Raw genomic sequence first — 26,672 nt, 5'->3', positions numbered from 1 at the left:
TCGATGGCCAAATGTCTGTGACTGATCACGTTAGCCAATGATATTCTCGTGAAGGGAAAACTCTTGTCAAGCAAGTTGAACATGCCTATTTGCCGTGCGAATCTACTTGCGTCGATCTGCCAGCCGTTAGATGAAAATGCCGCCATATACCGGCCCATGCCACCTGTCTGAGCGACATGTGCTGGTGACTCCGTGCCATTCACACTTCCTGATCAATTGTTCTCAAATTTATTTCTTCACGGCATCACAATTTTGGTAGTAAGCGATCTGCCGAAGTCGCCTGTATTTTGCATATTTGACCGGTGAGAAATTGCATCGAATAGGTATTTTGGTACGACAGTTTCAAAAAGGTGGATTGACCAAAATAGAAATTTTGGTGAACCAAATAAATGTTTTGGTAAGACCAATTGTTGTTTTTTTGCGGTTAACCGAAAAATAAATTTCTCAACTTCTCTATGGTTATTCCTTTCTCCTAAGTAATTTTAGTGAAAATATGTTTATTGTACTAGAGAGTTTTTGAGTGAGGTAGTCGACTTTTTGATGAACTTTAAATGCCATTGAACGAATATAAATGGAAAAACACTAGCGCAAAATATCGCCCAAAATATGACATAAAAAACAATTTTTGTTGAAAATGTCTTTTTTTCTACAATAATAGTTCTCGCCGTATCGACAAAAATACTTTTAGAATCGAATCCAAGTTAGTCAGCAACAAAAACTTGCCCAAAGTTTGACCATTTATTTGCTTGAGAAAGAACTTCACCCAAGCGCCTATCGTCAGCGGCATTTGCTAGGCTACATCACAATAATTATTCGAGACTAAAGGATGACCATCATGCGCAACCGTAATTTGAGAAGAGATATTCAGCGTTTGGCACTAAGTACTTCTGTATTGGCATTGGCTATCAGTAGCGCCTATGCGCAGGAAGCAAAGCCCAAGTCCGACGAACAGCCGACTTTGGTCGTGATTACCGGGCTGCGAGCCTCTCTTGAAAGTGCTTTGAATAAGAAACGTGATGACAATGGCATCGTCGACGTCATTAAATCGGAAGACATGGGGAAGTTCCCGGATACCAATCTGGCTGAATCTTTACAGCGTATTCCGGGTGTCGTGATTGACCGCGATGCAGGTGAAGGGCGCAGTATTACGGTGCGCGGTTTGGGGCAAGATTTCACTCGCGTTCGCATTAATGGTATCGAGGGTTTGGCTACCACAGGTGGTACAGATAGCTCAGGTGGCGCTAATCGTTCACGCGGCTTCGACTTCAATGTGTTCCCTTCTGAATTGTTTAATTCCCTGACCGTGCGCAAGAGCGCTTCAGCTGATGTGGATGAAGGTTCTCTCGGTGCGACTGTCGATTTACAAACCATGCGTCCGTTTGACCTGCGCGGTTTTAATGCGACCGTGATGGCGAAAGGCCGATACAACGATTTGTCGCAAAAAACTGATCCTCGAGTCGGCTTCTTAATTTCCAATACGAATGCGGATAATACTTTTGGCGCTTTACTCTCAGGCGCTTTTTCTAAGCGTCGCGTGTATGAAGAGGGCTTTAGTACCGTACGTTGGGATAATGGGCCATCATCAGGCGGCTGGTGTGCACCGATTGGTATCACGCCTGCGAATCCTACAACTTCGACCGCGACCACCTGTGGTCCAGCCGCGCAAGGCGTGGCGCGTTTGGCGAATACGCCCGAAAATATCGCGGCCTATAACATCGCCAGTTCTGCGAATAATTTTGTCCCCCGCCTGCCACGTTATGGCCGCTTAACGCATGATCAAGATCGCCTTGGATTAACAGCATCGTTGCAATACAAGCCGCAACGTGGCACGGTTTTTTCTTTAGATTTGTTGTACTCCAAATTGGACGCGACACGTCAGGAGGACTTTTTGGAAGCGATCTCGTTTAGCCGTAGTGCCAGCCAGGGAGGCAAGCCGCAAACGAGCGTCGTGAAAACAGAATACGCACCGAACGGTGCATTGCTGTATGGGATGTATAACGGTGTTGATATCCGTGCTGAATCGCGCTTCGATCAGTTATCGACCACCTTTACGCAGCCGACCTTGAGTCTCGATCATCAATTTAGTGAGAGCTTGCGTATGAGTGCCAAGCTAGGCCGCGCTACCTCTAAGTTTGCCAATCCTGTGCAGACTACGACCACTTTGGATGCAATCAATGTAAATGGTTACGCGTTGGATTTTCGTAATAATGATCGACTACCAGTCATCACTTATCCATTTGATCCGGCGTCGAGTTCTGGTCCGATGACTTTGGCGTCGGTGCCGCAGGTAACGAGCGGAACACAAGCAGCAACCGTCGCCAATACAACTACCAGCGAAATCCGCATCCGACCGCAAGGGGCGAATAATCGCAATGATGTCGCGCATCTCGATTTCGCTTGGGATGCGATTGAAGATAAGTTGACCTTGCGTGCTGGTGTTGATGTGAAAAAGTATGCTTTCGATTCGTATGAGTCACGCCGCGTCAATCAAAATGACACCATTTTTGCACCTGCGGCCGGAACGACAATTGCCAGTTTAACGACACAACTCACCGGCTTTGGACGCGGGCAAAATTTGCCTTCCGGCACACCCACCTCTTGGTTGATTCCTGATCTGAACGCGATTGCGAAAGCTTACGATATTTACTGCAATTGTTTGAAAAGTGGTCCAGCAGGTGGTCCAGGCGATTTCACTTTATCCTCGATTACGAATGGCAATGCGCGTGGTAATAACCGCGCCGTGACTGAGAATGATAAGAGCGCGTTTGTCATGGGCGATTTCACAAACAATATTGCGGGCTTCCCAGTACGTGGTAACTTTGGTGTGCGCTATGTGCAAACTGAACAACTTGCTACTGGCTATCAAGCTAACGGTGGCGGCACCGAAGTGACAGTACGTAATTCGTATACCGATACTTTGCCTTCTGTGAATGTCGCGCTGAATCTGACAAGAGATTTTATTGCTCGCTTCGCCGCCGCGAAAGTGATGGCACGGCCGCAGCTCGGTAACCTCAACCCTGGCGGTACGATTTCGACGACTGGTACTTTGTCAGTGACTAGTGGCAATCCTTTATTGGAACCATTCCGTGCGAATACTTTTGATTCGAACTTCGAGTGGTACTTTGGGAAAAATGCCTTCATCGGTCTAGGTTTATTCCAGAAAAATATCAATACTTACATCCAAAGTATACGCACTAATGTCGCGTTTAAAGACACGGGTTTGCCTATGTCTTTGTTACCAACGAACTTCACAGGGGAAGAAGTATTTCAGGTCACAGCGCCAATTAATACCAAGGGCGGCAAATTGAGTGGATTTGAATTGAATTATCAACAGCCATTCACGTTCTTGCCAAGTTGGGGGAAGAATTTCGGTACGCTGCTCAACTACACCTATGTGAAGTCAAAGATTGAATATGTGGTATCACCAACCAGCGCCGTGACGATTACTGATGACTTGCTCAATCTCTCGCCGAAATCTTGGAACGCGACGCTCTATTACGATGATGGTGCTTTCAGTGCTCGCGTGTCTGCATCCAAGCGTTCGTCTTTCTTAACCCGTGTTCCCGGTCAGAATAATAACGATGTCGAAGGCAAAAATGGCACGGTCAACGTTGACATGTCGATGACTTACAAACTGAATGACAAATGGGAATTTAGTTTTGAAGGATCAAACTTGACGAATCAAGCGAATGATCAATTCATCAGTCGCGCACGTGACAGTGTTGTGGTGAATAACGTAACCGGTCGTGAGTTCTTGTTAGGCGTACGTTATAAGTTCTAAGCGTTTGCGTTTTGTTAAACATACGTAACAGCGTGAAGTAAGAGTGGCGCGGCTTAACGAGTAAATTGTTAAGCCGCGTTATTTTTTTACATGAACAAAATGAAGAGGAAATAGTGATGAGTAGACTGAGAAATAAACTGAAGAATCGTTGGTATAGTTGGCGCCTACTATTGACCTGCCTCAGTTTTGCGATGGTATCTGTTCATGTTTGTGCTAGCGATCTGCACAATGCTAAAAATACCGCGCAAAAAACGTACGCTTATCCAAGTGAGATGGCTTGGGTATCATCGATACAAGGTGGGGGCGGTGGACAAATATTACGCGTCACAAATTTGCAGAAAGAGGGGCCGGGCTCTTTGCGCGCCGCAATAGAGACGAAAGGACCTCGTCTTATTGTTTTCGAAGTTGGTGGCGTGATTGATCTGGAGCGTAGTGTCTTGCAAATAACGGAACCCAACGTCACCATCCTTGGGCAAACAGCACCAACGCCAGGCATTACACTTATCCGTGGCGGGATTAATATCCGGGCATCACAAACCATTGTTCAACATTTGCGTGTGCGCACTGGTGTGGATGGTCAAACTAAAGCGAGCGGTTGGGAAGTCGATGGGATTAATGTCTCGGCTGCGCACCATGTCTTAATTGATCATTGCAGCATCAGTTGGGCGATCGATGAAAACATGTCGGCATCAGGGCCGCGCTTTAAAGGTGATACGCCCGACGATTGGCGTAATGGCACCAGCCACCATGTCTTGTTCTCGAATAATCTAGCCGCGGAAGGATTAGCCGAAGCCAGTCATAGCAAGGGTGAACATTCAAAAGGCAGTCTGGTGCACGACAACGTCACGCAGATCGTTTTTTACCGCAATATCTGGGCGCACAATGTAGAACGCAATCCTCTACTCAAAGGTGGTGTGCAAGCGAGTGTGGTGAATAACCTCATCTACAACCCACGCGCAAAAGCGATTCACTACAATCTGATGGCATTGGAGTGGGGCGAGCATGCATATCAACTGGGTAAGTTGAATGTGGTTGGCAATGTGATGCGCGGCGGCTTATCGACTAAAAAAGGATTGCCTTTGATGAGTCTCGGTGGTGATGGTGACCTTGCTTATTTTGAGAAAGATAATATCGCCGTTGATCAATTCGGTGCACCTTTGCCCATGTTAGGACGCTACGGGCAAACTCGAGCACAGCTGTTAATCAAAGAGACACCGATTGATTGGCCTGAAGGTTTGCAAGCAATACCAGCCAAAGATGTAGAAACAGAATTGCTGCGGTATGCAGGCGCACGTCCCTGGGATAGGGATGCGGACGACATTCGTATTCTGTACTTCATCGCCGAAGGACGCGGCACGATTATCAATGATGAACGCGAAGTCAGTAACTATCCAAAAGCCAAGATGGTGCTGGCTGCGTTTAATGAACAAGATTGGGATATGATAAATGGCATACCGAAAGCAGCATCGCAATGAATGAGCGCAAGTGTCAACTCGGGCGTGGATGGTTGTTATGCATGAAATGAGCTTGCTAGCTTGGATAATCTGTGCGGTCGCTATTTTGATTACGGGTATTTCGAAATCTGCATTTGGTGGAGCATTGGGAGGCGTGGGCGTACCTTTGATGGCGATGTTTTTACCACCGCGATTGGTCGTCGCAGTCTTATTGCCGATACTGTGTGTGATGGACGTGTTCGGCGTGAAAGCGTATTGGAAAAAGTGGTCACTCGCGGAGTTAAAAATTATCTTGCCTGGTGGATTAGTCGGGATCGTTCTTGGTTCGTTCGCGATGGGCGTGTTTTCTGACAAACTTATCAAAGGCATGATAGGGGGCATTGCTGTGGCGTTTATGTTGGACAGGATGTTTCAACTGCGCCAGCGTCTGCGTTGGCAACAACAACCGGGCAAATTTTTTGCACGCGTTTGTGCCACGGTTTCGGGTGTGACCAGCACAGTGGCACATGCAGGAGGGCCGCCCATTTTGGTTTATTTGATGGCGAAAAATTTGGCGAAGGAACAATTCGTCGCAACCACAGCAGTGTTCTTTACCGTGGTGAATGCAGGTAAATTATTACCTTATATAGCACTCGGTTTTTTCACTTTGGATAGTTTGCAAATCGCCGCTTGCCTGGCGATTTTTGCACCGCTCGGTGTATGGATGGGTTTGCATGTGCTTCGAGTGATTCCTGAGCGCTATTTCTATTCCTTGGCAACAGGTTTGCTAGGAATTTCGGGCATCAAACTGATTTACGATGCGCTGTGATTTGTTGAAGATTAGACTTTAGCCATTTCTATATCTTCATCATCGGACCGTGCGAGGTGCACGATCCAATGATATCGAGAGAAAACGAAGTCGATAAATTCTCGGTGTAAGTTTTACCGTTAATCTTGATGTTTTCCAACTGTAGATTCTGCACATGATGCAAGAACCAAGGTGCATATTGATTGCGCACTGTACCGAAATCACAGTTACGAATACTGACATTCTGTATCGGTAAAATCGCTTGTTTTGTCTTGCCGTTATAACTCGATGCGACAGGTCCTAATAAGACGAAGGCTTGGTAAGCAGAGTAATTACCACCATCGTTATTCACCGTGCCGACTTTGACGTTTGAAATGTGGATGTCGGAAATCACAGGAGGACGTATGCGGACGCTATCGTCAGCGGGTGCGTAATCGCAATCGATAGTGATGACTGCACCTGCGCTAGAGGAAACCGTCTGCGCTGGAATTTGCGAATCTGGCAAAGGCTTATAGAAGCCTGCCGTCGTCTTCACGCCATTCGGTATCGTGATATTGCGTACATAAAAATGTCGCAAAAATCCACCGCGATTCATATTGGTTTTCATGCGTATCGCTGTGTTTAAAGCATCCTTATCCCAATGCATGTTGCGGAAATCTAAATCTTGCGCATAGATATGTTCGATACCCGCCGCCATTTCGCTACCTAAGGTGACCGCACCATGTCCGCTATTCATCACGCAATGTTGTATGACGATATTGCGTGTCGGGCCAAACTGGGTATCGCGGTTTTTACCAGATTTGATCGCAATGCAATCATCACCCGTGTTGAAGGTGCAATGATCGACTAGCACCGTGTCACAAGCTTCAGGATCGAAGCCATCGCTGTTCGGACCCATACTATCCATGTTCACTTTACTGATGTGCACATTGCGGCATTTGACTGGGTGATGCAACCAGAATGGTGCTGCTTGGATTTTATAGCCTTTTAATTCGACATTGGTACAGCCGATTAGCTCTATCATGCACGGGCGCAGATAATGGCCAACGCCAAAAATACGCGCTGAAGTTGGGATGCCGAGTTCTGACAATACCGGTAAAAAGCGCGAATCTGTGCGCCATTTATCACCAACGCCTTGCACTAGTTTTTTTGCTTCTTCGGTCAGCGATGGTGCTAGTAGATCGAGATTTTCCGGGTTATTCTGATTCACGTTCACTTCGGAATTGAGAATAGGTTTCTTGGGGTTTTTTCTACCTTTCCAATCCCACCAATTGCCCGAACCATCTTCAAACAAAGTACCACCTTGGCCATCTAAAATACTGCTCCAGTCTTCGCCGGTGATAGCAATATTATTCTCACCATAGGCATACACCATGGGTGAATAGTTTAAGCAGTCATTACCTTGCCAACGTGAAATGACCAGCTTGCCATTTTTGCCGCAATCGATATCGCCATATTTTGCATAGTCGGCTGGATTAGCACTAAAGAATACGCGGGCATTCGCTGCCAGATGTAGATGCACATTCGAGCGCAAACGGATGGGACCCGCGCAATACCAATTCCCTGCTGGGATCAGAACGCGACCACCGCCTGATTTGTTGCATGCCTGTATCGCATGTTTAATCGCTTCGTAACAATCGTGCGAGTGAGGTTTAGGTGTCAACACTTCGCCTTCAATAGCGCCTTCGGTATCGGATGCGATTTGCGCGTTGACGGTGAAGACATCACAAGTCATTGCGCCAAATTTCGTAATCGGAAAATCACGTTTGGCGAATTTGATGGGTTTGGAAAATTGTTTAACGATACTTGCAGCACGCTGCCATGGATCGTTTTCTGTTGAACTTGCCAGTTGCGATAAGCTGAGTGCTGGGATGCCGAACAGGCTGGCGGCGCTGGAGAAGCGCAGTAATGCGCGGCGTTTTACATTGATAGAAGTCGTCATATTTTTTTGAATTGGTAGTCTGTGATGTTTCAAACTCCCTTCTCCCGTAAGCGGGAGAAGGGACGGGGATGAGGGGCGTTCACCTTAGCTTTGAAAGAATCCCCAGAATTAGAATGCTTAAGGTTTTGGTCTATGGTTAATTCGAGATTTTGCATTTCTGAATCACCCTCACCCTAACCCTCTCCCGCTTGCGGGAGAGGGGATAGTTCCGAACTTATTTCTTGCCACTACTCAAACTAACTCTTATCGGATCTTGATAACGCGCGGCCATCTTATTCAGATACGCATCCCATTCTTCCTTAGTCTTAATATCACCCCAACGCTCCCAAATCGCACCAGCGTAATAGGTCATGGTTTTGCCGTTGTTCACAGGAGCCAAAATTAAATGATTCAAGTTGTCTTCAGCATACTCAGTGGCAGTCGGCAAAATAATCGCTGTGCCGAATGCGCCTTTAGTTGTCTGCTGTATCCATTGCGAGAGTGAGGTCGATTTAAGATTTTTTTCAATAATGATCTTTGGTTCTTGTCCTTTATCTGACGGCGTTTTATTTAAGCCCACAGCCGCGGTCAATGCAGTACTACCTGTGTACTGAAAAGTACTTTCTATTTTGTCGAGATAATGACCAGCATCTACCGTAAAACGTTTGGTTTCGGTGATCGCTACACCCGCTGCATCCCAGCTTTGATAGCTGAGTTCAAACACGGTACGTACTGGGCCATTGGCCAGGATTTTCCATTTTTCATAATTGATGCTGGTATAGAGTTGTTTGCCATCCCAGATGCCAGTACCACCGCAGCCGCGCGATTTGCCGACGTTGTACATGTCTAAGCCTTCGCCTTCATCTTTGTGGTAGTGGTCGTGACCTTTGTTGTACCAACGATCCACAATAGGGTAGGGCACACGCTTAAACCAGATATCAATTCCACTAGTGACTAAGACTTCTTTGGTGACGCCCACTGGCGCTGGTGCGGCTAAGGCCAGGCCATAAGTGCGATGAGCTATTTTGTCATTCTCCCACGCGAAATCATCGAGCCGCTCAGGCACATGACGGCCGAAGGCCTTGGTTTCAAATACGGGCGCTACCGTATCAATTTTCTCTATCGTGAAATCCGCTGCTTTCTCACCTGCGGCGAAGTTGTGTTGAAAGATCAATTCACCATAAGCGATACCTACGCCTTGGGGGTCTTTGGCCTGGGGTGCGACATTGGTAACTTGATAGGGCAATACTTTGCCGTTTTTATCCTTGACCGCGATTCTTTGTATCAAAGCATTGGGTAAGTATTGATTGACCTGTGACCAGGGAATCGTGATGGTCTCGGATGGGCGCGCATCGTTTAATTGATGCGTGACTGTGACCGTCAATCGTTCTTGTGCTTGGCTGTGCAGGGCAAACAAGCTAAGAGGAAGTAGACCTAAGCTGAGTGCAATGGCTTTACATTGGAGACGCATAATGGTGATCCTAAAGTGAAATTTAGTGATGTTCGCGATAGTCAGTTTTATCCGCACCAGTCGGTACGTAGTGATACGTTCTGACTTTATGCTCGACATTGAAAGCTGGATTTTTCAGCATCTGCAAAATCTCTGCACCCGCCATTAGCATGGGCCCATAGCCGTGCAATGCTTCAACACTAGTCGGGCGGTGATAGTAGTAAGTTTGATCGCTGGCAAAGGTCGTGCCTACGCAGATGCCTTCGATCTCGCCTTTCTCGGTGATTCGAGTGGATAAACCCGCCCAACCTGCTTGTGCGATTGAGCCCCAAGTCGTTGGACTGATCCAGCCTTGATTCACCGCGTGCGCAATCGCATAGACAAACATCGCACTTGCGGAGGTTTCTAAATAGGAGTCATGGCGGTCTAACATTTGATGCCACAGCCCTTGTCCCGATTGTTGTTCAGCGATGCCTTTCAAACTCAAACGTAGTTGGTTTAAGACTTTTGGGTAACCAGGATGATCTTTCGGTAAAACGTCGAGTAAATCCGACATCGCCAGCACGGCCCAGCCGTTAGCACGTGCCCAATAGAAGCGTGGTGCATCGGGATTGTTTGCGTTCCAGCCGTGTGTATACAAGTTGTTTTGTTGGTTGAACATGTAAGCAGACATCTGCAAGACATTGCGTACCGCATCATCAAAATAGGATTTGTCGCCCGTCAATCGTCCGATCTCTGCCAATGCGGGAACGCCCATATACATATCATCCGCCCACAGAGAAACTGCTTGTGGACGTTTGCGTGCCAACGTGCCATCGCTCAAACGGAATTGCTGTTTACTGACCCAATTGCTGCATGTTTGTATCATGCTATTCAGATCGGGGCCGACTTTTGCGAGGCGAACGCGTATCAATGCGGCGCACATCGAACCCACATCGTCGAGCGAACGTGGATCTAAAAAACGCGAAAAACTATTGCCACGTTCGAGGTGAAATTGATCTTCCTGCGCTTTGAAATAAGGCATCGTTTGCGCGAAGAACCCAAGGTGACGCTCGGTCATGTCCGTAAAACGCTTGTCATTGGTGGCAGCACGCACCTTCAATAGACCCGAATGGACCACGCCCATCTCATAGACCATGATGCCGTAGTCACCTTTACTCGGTTCAAAGATCGCTTCCTTGATTGGCATTTTAAAGTCAGTGATTACTGCGCCAGTCGATTTATTGATTACGCGGGTCGGTGTAGTGGATTCCAAATAGGTGCGAATTCTATGCAAGGCATCGGTCACTTCCTTAGCGACGGGCTTCTTGTAAGGGACAGGGTAAGTGCCTTCACCAGAATCAGCTAGATTGGAATTATCTGGATTACGGAATTTCCCATCTGCCATTGCGGCATTTTGAATAAACAGCGTACAAAGTGCAGCGCACAGAATTTTTACCTGAAGTTTCATAGTCGTCTCGAGTCGTTTTTATAAAATCGATGAAATACCTAAATTTGGTCAGACCATTTTAATGTGGTAAGACCAAATATGCAATGTGGACTAGCCGAATTTTGTGTTTTTGCTGAAGAATATTTTCAAATAAGTATCTGATTTATAAGCATAAGGGGCTTAGTTGTCATCATAGTCAATTTACTGTGGGTGTGAGAGGCGGACTGTGTGAACGCGGTACAAATGGTTTCACGAGATGGACATTGTGTGAGATTGATTGAACAGCGGTGATGAATGTTCGCTACGAAGAAGTGTAGGACAGTAGGGATAATTGTCGGGAGGGATAAAGTTCAAAATGAGCCGTGGGCCCAATGGATATTATGTTCCCGCCCCTTCAAGGGGCGGGTTAAGGTGGGGATGGGTTCGATTGGAGTAAGAGTTATCTTTATTTTCCCGACCAAAACCCATCCCCATCCCTAATGCTGTTCAGTTAAGCTCAAAATATCGAGGCGTCATCCCTGCGAAGGCAGGGATCCAGTGTCTTTAGGCTTTTACGTCGCTGGATTCCCGCCTTCGCGGGAATGACGATACGTGAAATTAGACTTAACTGAATGGGATTACATCCCATCACAGCCTTTTCATTGAAGGAGAAAAGCGAAGTATCTTAATAGATCCAATTTGATTTACTTAGCGCCAACTGAAATTAACCGCGAGAGAAAGTCCGGCTAACGCGATCCAAATGTGCCCGCATCGCCTGCTTAGCACCATTCGCGTCATGTGCGGCAATCGCTTCTAAGATGGCACGGTGATCGAGCAAGGTTTGTTTGCGTAATTCTTCCGTCTGAAAATGTTCTTTTAACTTGTGCCACAAGCTGCCGCGTTGATTCCATAAGTATTCAATCACACCAACCAGCGCGCTGTTGCCCGTTGCACGTGCAATCGCCAGATGAAAATTTCTATCTGCCATCTCGTTCTCATTGCGATTATCGTGATGGCGTTCCATTTCCAATACGGCTTTTAAAATTGCATCAATCGCCGAGTCTGTCGCATTTTTAGCGGCAATCGCAGCAACTTCGGATTCGATTAAGCGACGTGCTGACAACACTTCAAAAGGACCGGGGCCAACTTCGATTACATCGGCTTCCGCTTTTGCCTGTTCGCTGACGTAGACACCAGAGCCGCCTCTTACCTCGACGATGCCTCCGAGCTCTAAGGCGATCAATGCTTCACGCAAAGAAGCGCGGCTGACATTGAGTTTACTGGCCAAATCGCGTTCAGAGGGTAGGCGTTCACCTGCAGCGATGTTTTCCTCTTTGATCAGTTGTTGAATGCGGGCGGAGACTACGCGATACAAGCGTGGTTCAGGGGTGAGTGTGTCGACTGCAGCAGCAACTTTTTTCATTGAATCTAAGTGGATAAGAGAAGTAGGTGGGGATATAAATGACAAGGTTTATTCTAAATTGGTCTGTCCAATGTCGCAAGCGCTGTCGTCGTCTATGAACCTCAATTCGCGATTAAATCTGACGATAGCCCAGTTTTTTCCCGTGATCCAGCCCTCATGCCGATTATTGCGGATTGGCGACCCAGTTTTTGGTGTCTCTCAACATTTTCTCTAAGCTTGCTTTGTCAAAGATTTTACCCCGACTCATAACTAGATAAATATCCCGTGTGGCTTGAATATTTCTTAAGGGATTAGTATTTAAGACTAATAAATCCGCTACTTTATTTTCGCTGACGCTGCCATAGCGATCTGTTTTTCCCAGAAGACGCGGGCCAGCCTGTATTGCACTTTGCAAGGCCTGTGCCGGCGTTAAACCATACTTCACATACAAGGCAATTTCATCGTGTAAAGCGATCCCGGGATAGTCAAATGAGTTGAGAAATCCCGCATCCGTGCCAGCGATAATGCTGACGCCCTCTTGCGCCAGAAGCGGCAATAAAGAAGCCGATTTTTCGAATAGTGCGTGGCGCGTCTTAATCGCCTCGGCGTCATCTTGCGCCGCGCGTTGTACGCGCCAGTCATAAGTCGCGCGTAAACCTTTGCCTATGTATTGCAGATAAGCATCGTGACTGTGATCGTTTTGATCGAGATAAGCCGTCACGTAAGAACCATACAGGGTAGGCACAATCGCGGTGCCCGCCGCAGCCATGCGCCTAAAAGCAGCTCGTGCAGTTGCTTCGTCATAACTCGCAAGACTACGTTTCATCGCCTCCTTGCTGGTGATTTTTCCTTGAGCGACAGCTTCGGTCAACGTCGCCTCTTCCGGTGTGGCGGTGCGCAACAAATATGACTGATGTTCTATGCTACTTAATCCTGCCGCGAAAACCTGATCTAAAGTGAGTTGCACAGGAATATGCGCGGAACTGGCCATGCCACGGGCTTTGACTTGCTTTAGGCTCTCGAGATAGATCGCAGGGGTCATGGTGTTTTCTGTGATCTTCACAAAATCGACCTGCTGTCCTTGCAGCTTGTCGAGTGCTGCACTGACCTCTTCAGGTGTGCCAACTTCTATCGTTCCCTTCCAGAGAGGCTTGTAACCTTCTAACTTAGCGCCTGAAGTGAAAATGGTTGGGCCTTGCATTTGCCCACTCGCGATTTGCCCACGCCATGTCAATACTGTCTCGGACAAATCTCCGGCGCAATCGCGCACCGCGGTAATTCCATGCGCCAGATAGAGCGGCAATAGACGTTTATTTTCTTCAATTAATTCTGCGCCACCACCAAAATGCACATGCGTATCCCACAAACCTGGCATCAAATATTTGCCGCGCAAATTCACTGTGCGTTTTGGTGCATAGCGATTTAGGCCTTTTTGATCAACCACCGCCAAGATACTATCGCCACGAACCAAAACTGTTTTCCCTTGCAGGGTGCGACCGTTGGTCACGTCAATGATGCGTGCGCCAGTCAACGACAAATCGGCAGAGATTTTGTCGTGCGCAAATACCTCCATGCTGAATGCGATGGCGATGAGAAATGTCGATAGTGATTTGCGTTTGAACATAAGTGGCGGAATGTCTGAGAGTAGTTTTGAAAACTTAGCTTATACCCAATCGGTTCGCACGTCCTAGTATCCCGGACCTTGGCTTGAGCTTTTGCGAGAAATTCTTGTGACAGGTTTGACATTGATCTGCCAATTAAGTTGCGACACATTGCCGTCGTGGATGCTCACTTGTTTCCCAGTTTCACCTGCTGTCATTCCCATCCCCGGGTGCCAAATGCGCATTTGATAGTCGCCTTCCGGCAGGCCATCAATCAAGATCGTGCCATCCGCTTTCGATTTGGCAAAATAGGGTGTGTCAGCGACATAAATATACCCAAGCATCCAATCATGAATATTGCAACCAAGAACAACGATGCCGGGTTTTTCTAGTACTACTGGTGCGGCGGATTTACCCGAATACAGTTGGATTTCAAACGATTTTGCCGGCGAAAACGAATACACGTGATGACGCACATTGTCTTTGTTGGGAAAGAATACTTTTGATCCTGCGACCACAGGTTTGACGTAGGGCATAAACTCTTTATCAATTTGATCCACCACCTCATCTTTCGGTTTGAGTCGCGGCATTTTTGTTGGATCGACAGGTGTTAGCAGCAGCACCGCATCTTCCACCGGTTTCGCGTGTTGGTCTTTGACATTGACGCGAATCTCGCCTGCCTGCGCCAAACTTGAAAGGCATAAGAAAATTGCCGTCCATCCTTTGAAATTTAATATTTGCATGGCAATGGTCCTTAAAATTAAACCTTAAAATTAAACCTTAAAATTGATAGCTGGCGCTGAGGGTGAGGCCATCACGTTGATAGTTCACGCCACCCGGAATCGAGGTCCAGTTTTTTTGAAGATTGATATTCATGGACCAGTGAGCGTCTAGGCTTCGAGTGAATCCAACGGATATGGTCTGCGTGCTGCCATTTAAACGATAGATGTCGCGATCTGCACCAAAACTTTTGTCGGGTCGAATCGCGCGGGCAATCGCGTAGTTGTAAAGCAAATCCGCCTTGGTGGTGACTAAGACGTCGCCCTGACGCATTGCATAGCTCAGATTCCAGATACTTGATCCACTTTGAGCAAAATCAAGATTGAGTTTGTAGATACGATTACTAGTTTCAAATGTGTTGCCAGGAAAGTAGTACTCAACGCGCTCCTGATGGTCGGAGTGATTTTTTTCTGTAGTGACCGATGCCCAGAGATTAAAGCTGTCAGAAAGACGTTTGCTGGCTTTGAGTTCAATCTGATGCAATGTCGCATTACGCTCTTTGTCTCGAAACGCCTGACGTTCTAAGCCTAAACCCATACTCACGCTCGGTGAGTATGGACCGATGCCGAATTTTTGCTTTCCATTGATTTGCAGGCCGGCACTGGATCGACTTAATCCCGTGAGTTGATTGAAACTTTCATTTGAGAGCTTGGCCGCGTAGGAGAAATTGAGATTGCTATCATCGATAAAATGCTGTTTGCCGAAGGTAAAACTTGTCATTAGACTGCTATCGCTAACGATATAAGGCCGCTTCGCATTGCCGAGATTACTGTCGTAACGTAAGCGTGTATCGAATTGCGCGAAATTGTCGGCTTGTGCTATCGCTGAACTCGCGGTGACAAGCAATGTCGCGATGGATAAGAACAGGTGTTTATGAAGAGACATGGTTGGCGCCTGTTGGTAGATGACGATGAGCTGCAGGGCTAAATTTCCAATTTGCGTGCTGTAACCATTGCATTAATTTTTCGGCCGCTAATGGTCTGCTGACAAAATAACCTTGAATGGAGTCGCAACCCATCGCCATCAAAGCATCCCAGGTCGCTTGGTTTTCTACCCCTTCTGCAATGACTCGTAAGCCCATATTGTGGCCTAAATCGATGGTTGAGCGCACGATGATGGCATCGTCGGGATTGTTCTCCATATCGGTGATGAAGGACTTATCGATTTTGAGTTCATTCACCGGTAATTTTTTGAGGTAAGCGAGTGACGAATAGCCAGTACCAAAATCATCAATCGACATGTGTAGACCACTTTGATGCAATTGATTGAGTACATGCATTGCACCTTCGGGATCGGTCATGATGGCACTCTCCGTGATCTCAAGGCTAAGCCAATCCGGTGACGCATTATGCGTTTGCATCAACTGCGCAAATTTTGCAGGTAGTTTTGCATTCAACAAATCACGCGCAGAAATATTGACCGATATAGACAATGGGAAGCCCGCCGCTTGCCATGCACCACGCTGTTCTAGTGCACGTTCGATCACCCATTCGGTGATCGTCGCAATAAAGCCGGTACTTTCCGCAAATGGAATAAATTGATCAGGGGGAATGACACCGCGTTTCGGATGTATCCAGCGAATTAGCGCCTCAACTTCACTAATAGTATTACTGCGCAGATCTACTTTAGGTTGATAGTAAAGCTGTAGTTCATGATGCTCGATCGCGTGCTTCAGCTCCGCCATCAAAGATAAGTTTTGTTGCGTTGTACTTTCCAGACTTGGATCATACAACGCAAAGCCGCTGTTGCTGCGTTTTGCGGTGTACATCGCTAATTCAGCGTGGCGCAATAGCGCATTAAAATCCGCGCCATCCGTTGGAAATTGCACTACACCGATGCTGCCGCTGGCGATGAGTTGATGTCCTTCGAGCGAAATTGCCTGGTCAAGTGCGGCTAAGATAAGTTGCGACAATTTGATCGTTTCGTCTTGGTCTATGGTTGGAATAAAGATGCCGAATTCATCTCCGCCAAGGCGAGCAACAAGAACGTGGTTTTGATCAAGTGTTGTTTGCAAACGGTGTGAGATTTCTTGTAATAGCAGGTCGCCGATGTGATGACCCAGAATATCATTGACCTCTTTAAATCGATCAATATCGATGAGTAGAATGGAAAAGTTGTTCGTTTGCCCGGAGGGTTTACTGATCTCCTGATTGACGGCAATGCTAAACGAAGTGCGGTTGGCAAGCCCGGTCAATCGGTCTCGATAAGCGAGTTCACTGATTTTCTCCTCGCGACTCGCAATCCCTTTGGACATGTTTTGAAATGCTGTCGCAAGTTGCCCGACCTCATCGTCTCGCGATACGACCATCGCTTGAGAATAGTGTCCCGCTTCGATATCTTGTGCGACCAAACTTAAATCCACCAAAGGCTTGGAGATATTTCGTGCAATTTTGTATCCCGCGATCAAAGTCGCTATCAACGCGAAAAGGCCGAGTCCAGTTAGAATCCAACGCAAATTAAATAGCGGGGCGAGAGCAACATCAAGTGACTGCTGTAAAACCGTAATCGCTGCTGTGCCATCATCGATTTTTAAATGATCGATACGCGCTAAGTATTCTTCCTTGGCGAGTGTTAAAACCTTGGTGCTGGCACCGGAGGTTTCTGAAACTTTTTTTAGATCACTCGATAAATCTGAAGCACGATTTGCACTCAGCGTAGTGGCGAGTACATTCAGACGTTCTTGTCCAGAGACAGGTGTTAAAAAAGAAACCTCTAGCCCTGTCAATTCTTTCAGATTCTTCGCGAATTTATCATCGATCACAAAGCCTAAAGCGAGCCAGGCAACTGGTAACGGTGCCATGACAGGAACGACGATTAATTGGTAAAGCTTGCCATCTAGCATCACGATAGACGTGGTTTGCCCATGCTGCTCGGCACGTTTGATCAATTCGGGAAAGGGAAACTTTTGATCGGAAGCGCTGCTGCGAAAGGTATCGGCGATCAGGCGATTATCAGGGGCGACCAACATAGAGATGTCAGCATTAATTCGCCCACCATGATTGAGCAACACAGACACAATCGTATTGTGGTCCCCCGTTGCTGTTGCTTTAATAAACGCAAAATCGGAGGTCAGAATGCCAGCCGACTGCGAAAGGCGCTTGATATTGTCTTTTTGTATGGAGTTAAAAAGCCGTTCGCCCGCCAACAAATTATGCTCAACCGCCTCGTTCGCGCTCTGAGAAACTACACTATTCACCACTGCCAGTTCGACAATCAACACGATCGATAGCAATACAGAAAAGGCAAAGATGATCCGTGTATGCAGTTTGCGAATACGCATCATGTTAATTCCCAATAGCGGCAAGAAGAGACTGATTTCAATAAGTCACGAACGAGTCGCATAACTTAATAGAAAGAAACATCATAGCGCACTATTTGTGGGTAACAAAGAGAAGCCGTGTAGGGCGTGGTGTGCCAGATGAAAAAATAGGCAGGGAGACGCAGGCGATAAACAGCATCGAGAAGGTCAGGGCGAAAAAATGGCCTGCATTTCTGCAAGCCATTTTCTTTAATACGAATTTCTTGGTGGCCCGGGGCGGAATCGAACCACCGACACAAGGATTTTCAATCCTCTGCTCTACCGACTGAGCTACCAGGCCAAGACCAAGAATTATAGACACTTATCTTTGAAAAAGCAAATAATTTCTGTTTTGACCTTATCGATAAGCGCATATCAGTAGATATCAAGGCGTTCTTAATAAGAGAATTAGCTCACGTATAATAGGCGGCGAATGTGGGTTTCGCTGGATTTAGTTATATAAAGGTTAGCCATGAGTCATCAGATGATTCTTTCGGATATTTGTGTCGTCGGCGATGGTGCAGTCGGGAAGGCTGCGGCTTTGGGGTTGGCGCAGGCAGGGTTGTCGGTGACTTTGTTGAGCGCCGCTGCGACGCAGCGCAATACGGCACGGGCGTTACCTAAGGAATGGGATGTGCGGGTTTTTGCTTTAAATCATATTGCACATGACTTGCTCGATGGTCTCAAAGTATGGAATGCCTTGGATGCAACACGGATTGCGCCAGTGACTGCGATGCAAGTGCATGATGCGGCTGAGGCGGTGGACGGTAAGCTCGACTTCGATGCCTATGGTGCTTATATCAATGAGTTGGCATGGATAGTTGAAGATAGTAATTTGAACCATGCTTTGGATGCGGCGCTGGGTTTTGCACCGAATATTCAATATGTGGTTGGCCAAGCCGAAAAGCTTATTACAGACTCAAGCAGTGCCCGCATTAGTTTAACGGATGGCCGGCAGATACAGGCGCAGTTGGTTGTTGGTGCAGATGGCGCGCAATCGTGGGTGCGCGGTCAGGCCGATATCGGTTTGGATTACCGCTCCTATGGGCAGCAAGGGGTGGTCACGAATTTTGCCTGTGAAAAACCACATCATGGCATCGCCCGTCAGTGGTTTGTGGAAGCGCAGGGCATCATTGCCTTATTACCTTTGCCGGGAAATCAGGTATCCCTAGTATGGTCAGCACCAGATGCATTGGCTGCTGAGTTGATGCAGGGTTCTTTAGGAGAATTGACGCAACGCTTGGCGCCTTACGCTGCGTCAGCCTTGGGACAATTGACGCCTTTGCAACCAGAATCCATCAAAGCCTTTCCATTGCGTCTGATTCGCCCGCATAGCATGGTGGCAGAACGGATCGCTTTAATTGGTGATGCGGCGCATGCGGTTCATCCTTTGGCTGGACACGGCATGAATCTGGGTTTTGGCGATGTGCAGGGATTGTTGAAGATTTTGAATGAGCGTGAGGCGCATCGAGATTGTGGTGATACGAGACTATTGAGCCGCTATCGTCGTGCTCGCAGTGAAGAAGTCGCGTTGATGCAAATCACAACAGATGGCTTGGCGCGGCTCTTTGGTAGCGAATTTCCTGCCGTTCGTCTGGTGCGCAATGTGGGAATGAACTTACTGAACAGCTTGCCTGTCCTAAAAAGAAAATTGATTTCCCATGCGATGGGAAAATAAGCAAAACATGAATTTATTTGAGAAAGCTATTATGAAAAAGAATTTTTTTGCGCTCGCTATCACTGCGCTGATGACCGTCGGATCTGTTGGTGTTGCCGGAGCACAAACGCAAACAGAGGCGTATATCAAAAAAATGATTTCTACGAATATTGGCGGTGGGGTGAAGGTGGATTCCGTCACCAAAACGCCATATAGCGGCTTGTATGAAGTGCGTATGGGTAATGAGATTGTGTACACCGATGAGAAAGCCAAATACGTTTTTGTCGGTAGCATCATTGATGTCAAAGGAACTGTGAATTTTACGAAACAGCGTACCGATGAATTGAATCGCGTGAATTTTTCCGAGCTGCCTTTAGATGCCGCGGTTAAGTATGTGAAGGGTGACGGCAAGCGCGTCATAGCAATTTTTGAAGATCCGAATTGTGGTTATTGCAAAAAATTTAGAAAAACATTGCAGGCGGTCGATAACATCACGGTCTACACGTTTATGTACAATATTTTGGCAGAAGATTCGATTACGAAGTCACGTGACATCTGGTGTTCTGCCGATCGTAGTAAAGCCTGGGATGATTGGATGCTGAACGGCAAAGTAGCACCGGCTGCTGCCACTAGCTGTACGACTCCGCATGAAAAAGTACTAGCATTGGGCAAGAAAATGCGCGTTTCTGGTACGCCTACGGTGATTTTTACTGACGGTTCACGTCTGCCCGGGATGGTAGATGTGAAGGCTCTGGAAGAGAAATTTGCCAACCTGAAGACTTCTGCTCCGGCTGTGGCAGTGAAATAAACTAGTGTTTCTGGCTCCCCCACTAAGCCCTCACTAAAGCATGTCAAAGCCTTTTCTCTGTTACGGTGTCTTACTGGCCGCTGGGCAAGGGAAACGCTTTGACCCCAGTGGTTTGCAACATAAGCTTTTGCAGCAATTAGCTAACGGACGCTCGATTCTCAATACCAGTGCCATGAATTTGCAACAGGCGCTGCCACATTCCATCGCGGTAGTGGCGCGAGAAGCAGACGCAGTACACGATACGCTCAAGGTTTTAGCTATGTCGATGGTGATCTGCGAAGATGCACGATTGGGAATGTCAAACTCACTGCGTACGGGATTGCAGCATTTACCTGCACAGGTCGACGCTTTTATCATCGCGTTAGCGGATATGCCATTTGTTCGCGTGGAGACAATTCAGTCCATTGCGGCAAGCTTGGCCGCGGGTGCTGAGATTGTGGTGCCAGTTTTCGGCGGGCGGCGTGGCAATCCAGTCGGTTTTGCAAATAAATATCGTCAGCCGTTGTGTCAAGTAGAGGGTGATCGCGGCGCGCGTGAGTTATTGCAAAAATTTCCCGTGACTGAATTGATCGTGGCTGATCCTGGGATTTTGCGTGACATCGATCGCCCTGAAGATTTGATTTAAGCGTTTTAACAGTGATTTAGTGCATTTACCTCATTTACGTCATAGGTAGTTAAATAAGTTCCCTAGCTTTCATGGTAAATCGTCGCAAGCCCCTGCTATTTCGCCTAAAATAGCGGCTTTCTTTCTACGTTCGCTGCGACGCGATCTTCTTGCGCCTGATATGGATAATCTTGATAAACAATTTGCCACGCGACTCGGCTTGCTTGGCTTGGTTCCTTTCGTCTTATTGACTTTGTTGTGCTGGATAGTTCATCCAGAATGGATGCCGTTCTTTGTGGAAGCGCAACTGGTCTACGGAATCGCCATTTTGGGATTTCTCGGCGGCTTGCACTGGGGCTTGGCATTGATAGGTAAGGAGCGGAGTGCACAAGATGCGAAACGAGATTTATTGTCGGGTGTATTACCAGTCATTATTGCTTGGTTCGCGATGTCGCAAATAACAGTCGTGGGCTTTTTGGTGCAAATGGCAGCGTTCATTTACTCTTATCAATACGATAAACGCATGTACCAGCGTTTCGCAATGCCATCTTGGTTTGTCGAATTGCGCTTCCGTTTGACAGCGGTAGTGGTGACGACGCAAGTGTTTACCTTCCTTGCTGCAAATATTCGTTTATAACTTGGGGGAATAGTAATCATGACTAAGCAAACCCCCGCGGTGCACTACAGCATCACCTCACACGATTTGGCTGCTCATTTATTTCAAGTTACGTTGACGATCGCTGCGCCTGATCCTGCCGGACAAATTGCGTCCTTGCCGGTGTGGATCCCGGGCAGTTATATGGTGCGTGAATTCGCCCGCAATATCATTCGTATCAGTGCATCAGCCAATGGCAAAAAAGTCGCGCTGAAAAAATTGAATAAAACTAGCTGGCGGGCAGCGCCATGCGAAGGTGTTTTACAGATTTCATATGAAGTCTATGCCTGGGATTTATCGGTGCGGGCTGCGCATCTCGATCAGAGCCATGGCTTCTTTAATGGCACCAGCGTGTTTTTACAGGTGCATGGTCAAGAGCATTCGCCACACGTGTTGGAGATTCAAAAACCAGTCGATGCAGCGGCGAAAAACTGGCGAGTCGCGACTTCTTTGCCGGAATTAAAAGCCAAACGCTACGGCTTTGGTTCGTATATCGCTAGCGATTATGATGACTTAATCGATCATCCTGTAGAGATGGGCGAATTTGCCTTGGTCAGTTTTAAGGCGCATGGAGTACCACACGATTTCGTCGTGACCGGTAAAGTGCCGAATCTCGATCTCGCGCGCCTTGCTAAGGATTTGCAGAAAATATGTGAAACCGAAATCGCTTTCTTTGAACCTCGCAGCAAACAAGCACCGATGTCGCGCTATGTCTTTATGACGATGGCAGTCGGCGATGGCTATGGGGGTTTAGAGCATCGTGCATCGACCGCGTTAATTTGTAACCGTGCCGATTTGCCGACCAAGAATGATGCGAGTATGAGCGAGGGCTATCGTAGCTTTTTGGCCTTGTGTAGTCACGAATACTTCCATACTTGGAATGTGAAACGCATTAAGCCCGCAGTATTTGCGAACTACGATTTAAGTCAGGAAAACTACACGAGTTTGTTATGGTTGTTTGAAGGCTTTACTAGCTATTACGATGACTTGATTTTACGTCGCTGTGGATTGATTGACGAAGATGCATATCTGAAACTGATCGCCAAGACGGTCAACTCTGTGCAGCGCGGTAGTGGGCGCAAGAAACAAAGTTTGGCAGATTCTAGTTTTGATGCTTGGACGAAGTATTATCGACAAGATGAAAATTCACCGAACGCCATCGTCAGTTATTACGCGAAAGGTTCTTTGGTCGCACTCGGTCTTGATCTAAGTATACGTGCAGAAACTCAAGGGAAAAAATCACTCGATGATGTGATGCGCGCTTTGTGGAAAAAATTCGGTAAAGATTTTTATGCGAAAGTGCCATCAGGTAAGCAACAAGGCTTAGGTGAAGAAGAATTCGCAGGCTTGGTTGAGCAAGCAACGGGCGTCAATGTCAAACGCTTTATCGATAAATACATCAAAGGCACAGAAGACGTGCCATTGGCGAAACTGTATGCTGAATTTGCGGTGGATTGTCTGGATGCCGGTTCTGCGAAAAAAGCATCGTTGAATGTACGTTTTTCTAAGAGCGGTGCAGATTGCAAACTCGCGCACGTCTACGAGCAGGGCGCTGCGCATAGAGCAGGATTGTCGGCCGGTGATTTGCTAGTCGCGATCAATGGCTTGCGCGTGACTGCAGCTGATGTGGCAAATGGCGTGAGTAATCTGTTAGCGGCGTACAACATCGGTGAAACGGTGCAAGTACACGTTTTCCGTCGCGACGAATTGCTGAACGTAGATCTTAAATTGCAGGCGGATGACGCTCCGGCGCTGACGATTACTTTGGCCTCGAATCAAAAATTTGCGGGGGCAAAGAAACGCCCGTCGGCCTGATTCATCTTGGAAATATGTCAGCCATGGTCGCTCCTGTGTGGGCAGGAGCTCCATGTCTTTGTTGGCGCGTGGGGCAAACCGTTAAACGGTAAAGTCTAGCGCCAACCAAACATCAACTGCTCAGCTAATAATTTCTTCACAGGTGGCAGGAGATCGACCGCACACAAACTCATGCCGAGTAGACCTTGTACAAAGCTTCCATCCTGGCTGCTAGCGAAAATTTTCGCCATGGTGTCGGTGAGTTTGATTGTGGCTTGGCGATCTACTTTGCGTAAGTTTAAAAATTCTTGCAGTGCTGCTGCATTCGATGCATCCAGCGCTGAATGACGGTTCAGGCATTGCGCCAGTACATAGGCATCGCGTAACCCGAGATTCAAACCTTGTCCCGCGACAGGATGTAATGTTTGCGCTGCATTTCCTATACGTACGATGTGTTGACTAGCCTGTGGTTGCGCGTTTAGTCCTAATGGAAACGATACGCGTGGACTAACACTGAGAAAGCTCCCCAATCGATCACCAAAAGCTAGCTGCAGTGCAGACAGAAATTCGTAGTCGTTCAGGTTTAGGGCAGCGGTGGCTTGCGTTGGACGCATACACCACACTAGTGCATAGCCCTCTGCCTCAGGTAGCAAAGCAATCGGCCCCTGATCACTGAATCGCTCAAACGCACGATGGGCGATGGCACGTTCGACTTTAACATGTGCAATCACAGCGGTTTGTTGATAGTCGTGGTGTTGTATTCGTTTTTCTTGGTCGGCGAAAGTGCCACCTTCTGCTTGTATTACCACGTCAGCGGTACAGCGGCTTCCATCTTGTAACGCTATCTCGGCGTATTGCGCATGTTCAATGATACTAGTCACATGCACCGGTCTGTGAGTCACGATGGATGCGGTATGCAATGCCCGTTCTAAAGGGCTGATGATGTCACCATAGCGTGCAACATAGCCAAGTGCAGGCAGTTTGTAATCGTTGGCGCTGATAAAACTGCGCCCAAAATGACGACGGCGTGATACATGGATTTCTGTAATCGCAGTCGTTTTTTCTGGTTTGGCGCCAAGTTTGCTCAGGATCCGTTCACTGCCATAAGATAAGGCGATACTACGGGCATCTTGGCCGACTTGCGCATGCGTTTTCGCATCAAACAGCAGAATATCCTTCGCCGCGATGCCCGCCTGATGCAGGAGTAAAGCCAAAGCTTGTCCCACGGGGCCTGCGCCGCAAATGGCAAATCGTGTGTGATGAGGTAATGGCGCTAAGTTAGACATGCTGATGATCGAGAAGGTTTAGTGAGATGCATCCAGATTGATTTTACTTAAAGCGGAGTGTCCCAGTGGTGAATTTAAGGCCACCAATTGCTCTGGTGTACCGACGTTATGCCATTCGCCCCGATAAAGTTCGCCACCAAGTTGGCCTCGATCAGCATAGTCGCGCATGATCGGCGCCAATTTGGCGTAACTGCCAGCTTGAATACCCGAAAACATCTCAGGGCGATAGACGCCGATGTTGCCAAAAGTGAGTCTCTGCATATCGACGCGCACCTCATTTTTAAGTCCCATCAGACTTAAGGAGAAATCGCCCTGCGGATGAAATTCAGGATTTTTCACCATGTATAACCATGCCACATCGCGTTGATCGAGAGGATGTGGATTTCCCCACATATCTTTATCTTCCAGCGTATTCAGACATTCTGCAAAATTAAAGTGCGGAATATAAATATCTCCAGAGACAACGATAAAAGGGTCGATACCATCGCTGAGTAATGGCAGCGCTTTGGCGATGCCTCCTGCAGTTTCTAAGGCTGTTTCTTCTGCCGAGTAAGTCAGTTTGGCGCCGAATTTGCTGCCATCGCCGAGTGTGTCAACGATCATTTGACCGAGATGTGCGTGATTGATGACGATATCGGTTATACCTGCTTTTACTAAATTTAAAATGTGCCAGACGATTAAAGGTCTGCCACGTACTTTCAACAAAGGTTTGGGGCAGGTGTCGGTTAAAGGTCGCATACGTTCACCGCGACCAGCGGCCAATATCATTGCTTTCATCGGAGGACCTGAAGTAATTAAAATGTATAGCCGAACTTAGGCGCTGTTTCTTCCAGTACGTCCAATAAGCGCAGCAATGGGATCAGTTCTTTATAACGATGCGATGTTTTGCGTACGTATTCCATCACAGTCGGTATATCGTCGAGATAATGCTGTTTGCCATCACGGTGTGCGAGGCGGGCGAAAATGCCGAGAATTTTTAAATGACGTTGCAAGCCCATGAACTCGAAGTCGCGATAGAAACTGTCGATATCTGGGGCGACTGGCAAGCCAGCTTTTTTGGCTTTTTCCCAGTAACGAATCGCCCAGTCGAGTACCATTTCTTCGTCCCATTGCACATATGCATCGCGCAACAAAGAGACCAGATCGTAAGTCAAAGGCCCGTATAAAGCGCCCTGAAAATCGAGGATGCCGGGATTGCCTTTGTCCATCAACATCAAATTGCGTGAATGAAAGTCACGGTGTACAAAAACCTGTGGTTGTGCCACGATATTTGCCAACAAGGCATCAAATACTTGATGCAAACTGGCTTCTTGTGCTTCGGTCAGTGTCACGCCTAAATGCTGATTGATATACCACTCTGGGAAAATCATCAATTCACGTTTTAAGAATTCTCTGTCGTATTCTGCCAAAACATCGGGCTGGCTTTGGGTTTGTAACAAGATCAGGGAATCAATCGCATCTAGGTATAACTTATGCGCAGTGTCGCTATTGAGTACATGCGAATACATGGTTGTGCCCAGGTCCGTTAGTAGCAAAAAACCTTGCGCAGTATCTTGCGCCAACACTTCCGGCACAGTCAGGTTGATCTGTTTAAATAATGCTGCGACCTGGATAAAAGGTTTGACATCCTCCTGCGGTTGCGGGGCATCCATCACGATAAAGCTGTAGCGATGTCCTTCTGCTTCGCCATCAATCCGGAAGTAGCGGCGGAAGCTGGCATCGGCGGAAGCAATCCGCAAGCTGGCAAGATCGAGCTTAGGACTGACAATGCTGGCTAACCAAGTGTTTAATTCTTGCAGGCGTTGTGCATCTTGGGGAGTAGAGGCGGAGATCATAAAAGTATCAATAACAGAAAGTGTGAAGTGGAATCGTTGATGTTGGAATTGGTGTGGAATGAAAATATATTTTAATAACAAAAATAAACGCGCTTCGTTGAAGCAGTCTTACTAATCCACGCACGAAAGCGAAGTCAACAAGCGTTTGCGC

The 26,672-nt window shown here is 47.4% G+C and carries 19 protein-coding genes and 1 tRNA gene; 8 read left to right on the top strand and 12 right to left on the bottom strand.

Translation table 11 applies throughout. The features are described from left to right. Positions 1-835 precede the first annotated feature (835 nt). From ACO0KW_RS08305 to ACO0KW_RS08295, 3 genes are all read left to right on the top strand, one after another. Positions 836-3,781, top strand: coding sequence for a TonB-dependent receptor (locus ACO0KW_RS08305; RefSeq protein WP_423052529.1), 2,946 nt, complete (start codon positions 836-838; stop codon positions 3,779-3,781). Positions 3,782-3,897: 116 nt separating this feature from the next. Then, complete coding sequence (locus ACO0KW_RS08300) at positions 3,898-5,256, top strand: pectate lyase family protein (protein WP_423052527.1); 1,359 nt, start codon at positions 3,898-3,900, stop codon at positions 5,254-5,256. A 37-nt stretch (positions 5,257-5,293) separates the two neighbouring features. Further along, the gene (locus ACO0KW_RS08295; RefSeq protein WP_423052525.1) at positions 5,294-6,043 is read left to right on the top strand and encodes a sulfite exporter TauE/SafE family protein; all 750 of its coding nucleotides are present in this window, start codon (positions 5,294-5,296) and stop codon (positions 6,041-6,043) included. Between the two features lie 28 nt (positions 6,044-6,071). On the opposite strand, the gene ACO0KW_RS08290 is transcribed toward ACO0KW_RS08295, so the two are convergent. From ACO0KW_RS08290 to ACO0KW_RS08250, 9 genes are all read right to left on the bottom strand, one after another. Further along, entirely contained in the window at positions 6,072-7,964 is a 1,893-nt protein-coding gene (locus ACO0KW_RS08290) for a glycoside hydrolase family 28 protein (protein WP_423052523.1), read from the bottom strand. A 214-nt stretch (positions 7,965-8,178) separates the two neighbouring features. Next, positions 8,179-9,414, bottom strand: a complete 1,236-nt coding sequence (locus tag ACO0KW_RS08285; protein WP_423052521.1) for a DUF4861 family protein — start codon at positions 9,412-9,414, stop codon at positions 8,179-8,181. 22 nt (positions 9,415-9,436) lie between these two features. Further along, entirely contained in the window at positions 9,437-10,843 is a 1,407-nt protein-coding gene (locus tag ACO0KW_RS08280; protein WP_423052519.1) for a glycoside hydrolase family 88/105 protein, read from the bottom strand. 682 nt (positions 10,844-11,525) lie between these two features. After that, positions 11,526-12,224, bottom strand: coding sequence for a FadR/GntR family transcriptional regulator (locus tag ACO0KW_RS08275; RefSeq protein WP_423052517.1), 699 nt, complete (start codon positions 12,222-12,224; stop codon positions 11,526-11,528). 163 nt (positions 12,225-12,387) lie between these two features. After that, a complete protein-coding gene (locus ACO0KW_RS08270; RefSeq protein ID WP_423052515.1) occupies positions 12,388-13,827 on the bottom strand; it encodes an amidohydrolase family protein in 1,440 nt (479 codons plus the stop codon). A 63-nt stretch (positions 13,828-13,890) separates the two neighbouring features. Beyond that, entirely contained in the window at positions 13,891-14,547 is a 657-nt protein-coding gene (locus tag ACO0KW_RS08265; protein ID WP_423052513.1) for a methylamine utilization protein, read from the bottom strand. Positions 14,548-14,584: 37 nt separating this feature from the next. Next, entirely contained in the window at positions 14,585-15,469 is an 885-nt protein-coding gene (locus ACO0KW_RS08260) for a hypothetical protein (RefSeq protein WP_423052511.1), read from the bottom strand. Beyond that, positions 15,456-17,867, bottom strand: a complete 2,412-nt coding sequence (locus tag ACO0KW_RS08255) for a putative bifunctional diguanylate cyclase/phosphodiesterase (protein WP_423052509.1) — start codon at positions 17,865-17,867, stop codon at positions 15,456-15,458. The genes ACO0KW_RS08260 and ACO0KW_RS08255 overlap by 14 nt, the downstream gene beginning before the upstream one ends. Positions 17,868-18,107: 240 nt before the next feature. Then, positions 18,108-18,183, bottom strand: a tRNA-Phe gene (locus ACO0KW_RS08250). A gap of 171 nt (positions 18,184-18,354) precedes the next feature. Here ACO0KW_RS08250 and ACO0KW_RS08245 point away from each other — a divergent pair. The 5 genes from ACO0KW_RS08245 to ACO0KW_RS08225 all read left to right on the top strand — a co-directional run bounded on the left by ACO0KW_RS08245 (position 18,355) and on the right by ACO0KW_RS08225 (position 23,421). Next, a complete protein-coding gene (locus tag ACO0KW_RS08245; protein WP_423052507.1) occupies positions 18,355-19,560 on the top strand; it encodes an FAD-dependent monooxygenase in 1,206 nt (401 codons plus the stop codon). 31 nt (positions 19,561-19,591) lie between these two features. Then, positions 19,592-20,347, top strand: coding sequence for a DsbC family protein (locus ACO0KW_RS08240; RefSeq protein ID WP_423052505.1), 756 nt, complete (start codon positions 19,592-19,594; stop codon positions 20,345-20,347). Positions 20,348-20,387: 40 nt separating this feature from the next. Further along, complete coding sequence (locus tag ACO0KW_RS08235; RefSeq protein ID WP_423052503.1) at positions 20,388-20,972, top strand: nucleotidyltransferase family protein; 585 nt, start codon at positions 20,388-20,390, stop codon at positions 20,970-20,972. Between the two features lie 160 nt (positions 20,973-21,132). Next, the gene (locus ACO0KW_RS08230) at positions 21,133-21,588 is read left to right on the top strand and encodes a DUF3429 domain-containing protein (RefSeq protein WP_423052501.1); all 456 of its coding nucleotides are present in this window, start codon (positions 21,133-21,135) and stop codon (positions 21,586-21,588) included. An 18-nt stretch (positions 21,589-21,606) separates the two neighbouring features. Beyond that, the gene (locus ACO0KW_RS08225) at positions 21,607-23,421 is read left to right on the top strand and encodes a M61 family metallopeptidase (protein WP_423052499.1); all 1,815 of its coding nucleotides are present in this window, start codon (positions 21,607-21,609) and stop codon (positions 23,419-23,421) included. A gap of 95 nt (positions 23,422-23,516) precedes the next feature. Here ACO0KW_RS08225 and ACO0KW_RS08220 read toward each other — a convergent pair whose 3' ends face one another. Genes ACO0KW_RS08220 through ACO0KW_RS08210 form a run of 3 tightly spaced genes read right to left on the bottom strand, consistent with a single transcriptional unit; the run spans position 23,517 to position 26,521 of the window. After that, positions 23,517-24,686, bottom strand: coding sequence for an FAD-dependent monooxygenase (locus ACO0KW_RS08220; RefSeq protein ID WP_423052497.1), 1,170 nt, complete (start codon positions 24,684-24,686; stop codon positions 23,517-23,519). 18 nt (positions 24,687-24,704) lie between these two features. After that, positions 24,705-25,463 carry an N-acetylmuramate alpha-1-phosphate uridylyltransferase MurU gene (murU, locus tag ACO0KW_RS08215; RefSeq protein ID WP_423052495.1) on the bottom strand — a complete coding sequence of 253 codons (759 nt, stop codon included), beginning with the start codon at positions 25,461-25,463 and terminating at the stop codon, positions 24,705-24,707. A 17-nt stretch (positions 25,464-25,480) separates the two neighbouring features. Further along, positions 25,481-26,521 carry an aminoglycoside phosphotransferase family protein gene (locus ACO0KW_RS08210; RefSeq protein WP_423052493.1) on the bottom strand — a complete coding sequence of 347 codons (1,041 nt, stop codon included), beginning with the start codon at positions 26,519-26,521 and terminating at the stop codon, positions 25,481-25,483. Positions 26,522-26,672 lie beyond the last annotated feature (151 nt).

This window comes from Undibacterium sp. Ji22W (assembly GCF_049340305.1).
Lineage (GTDB): Bacteria > Pseudomonadota > Gammaproteobacteria > Burkholderiales > Burkholderiaceae_D > Undibacterium.
The sequence above is the reverse complement of the archived record's forward strand: the minus strand, read 5'-3'. Positions and strand labels throughout refer to the sequence as shown.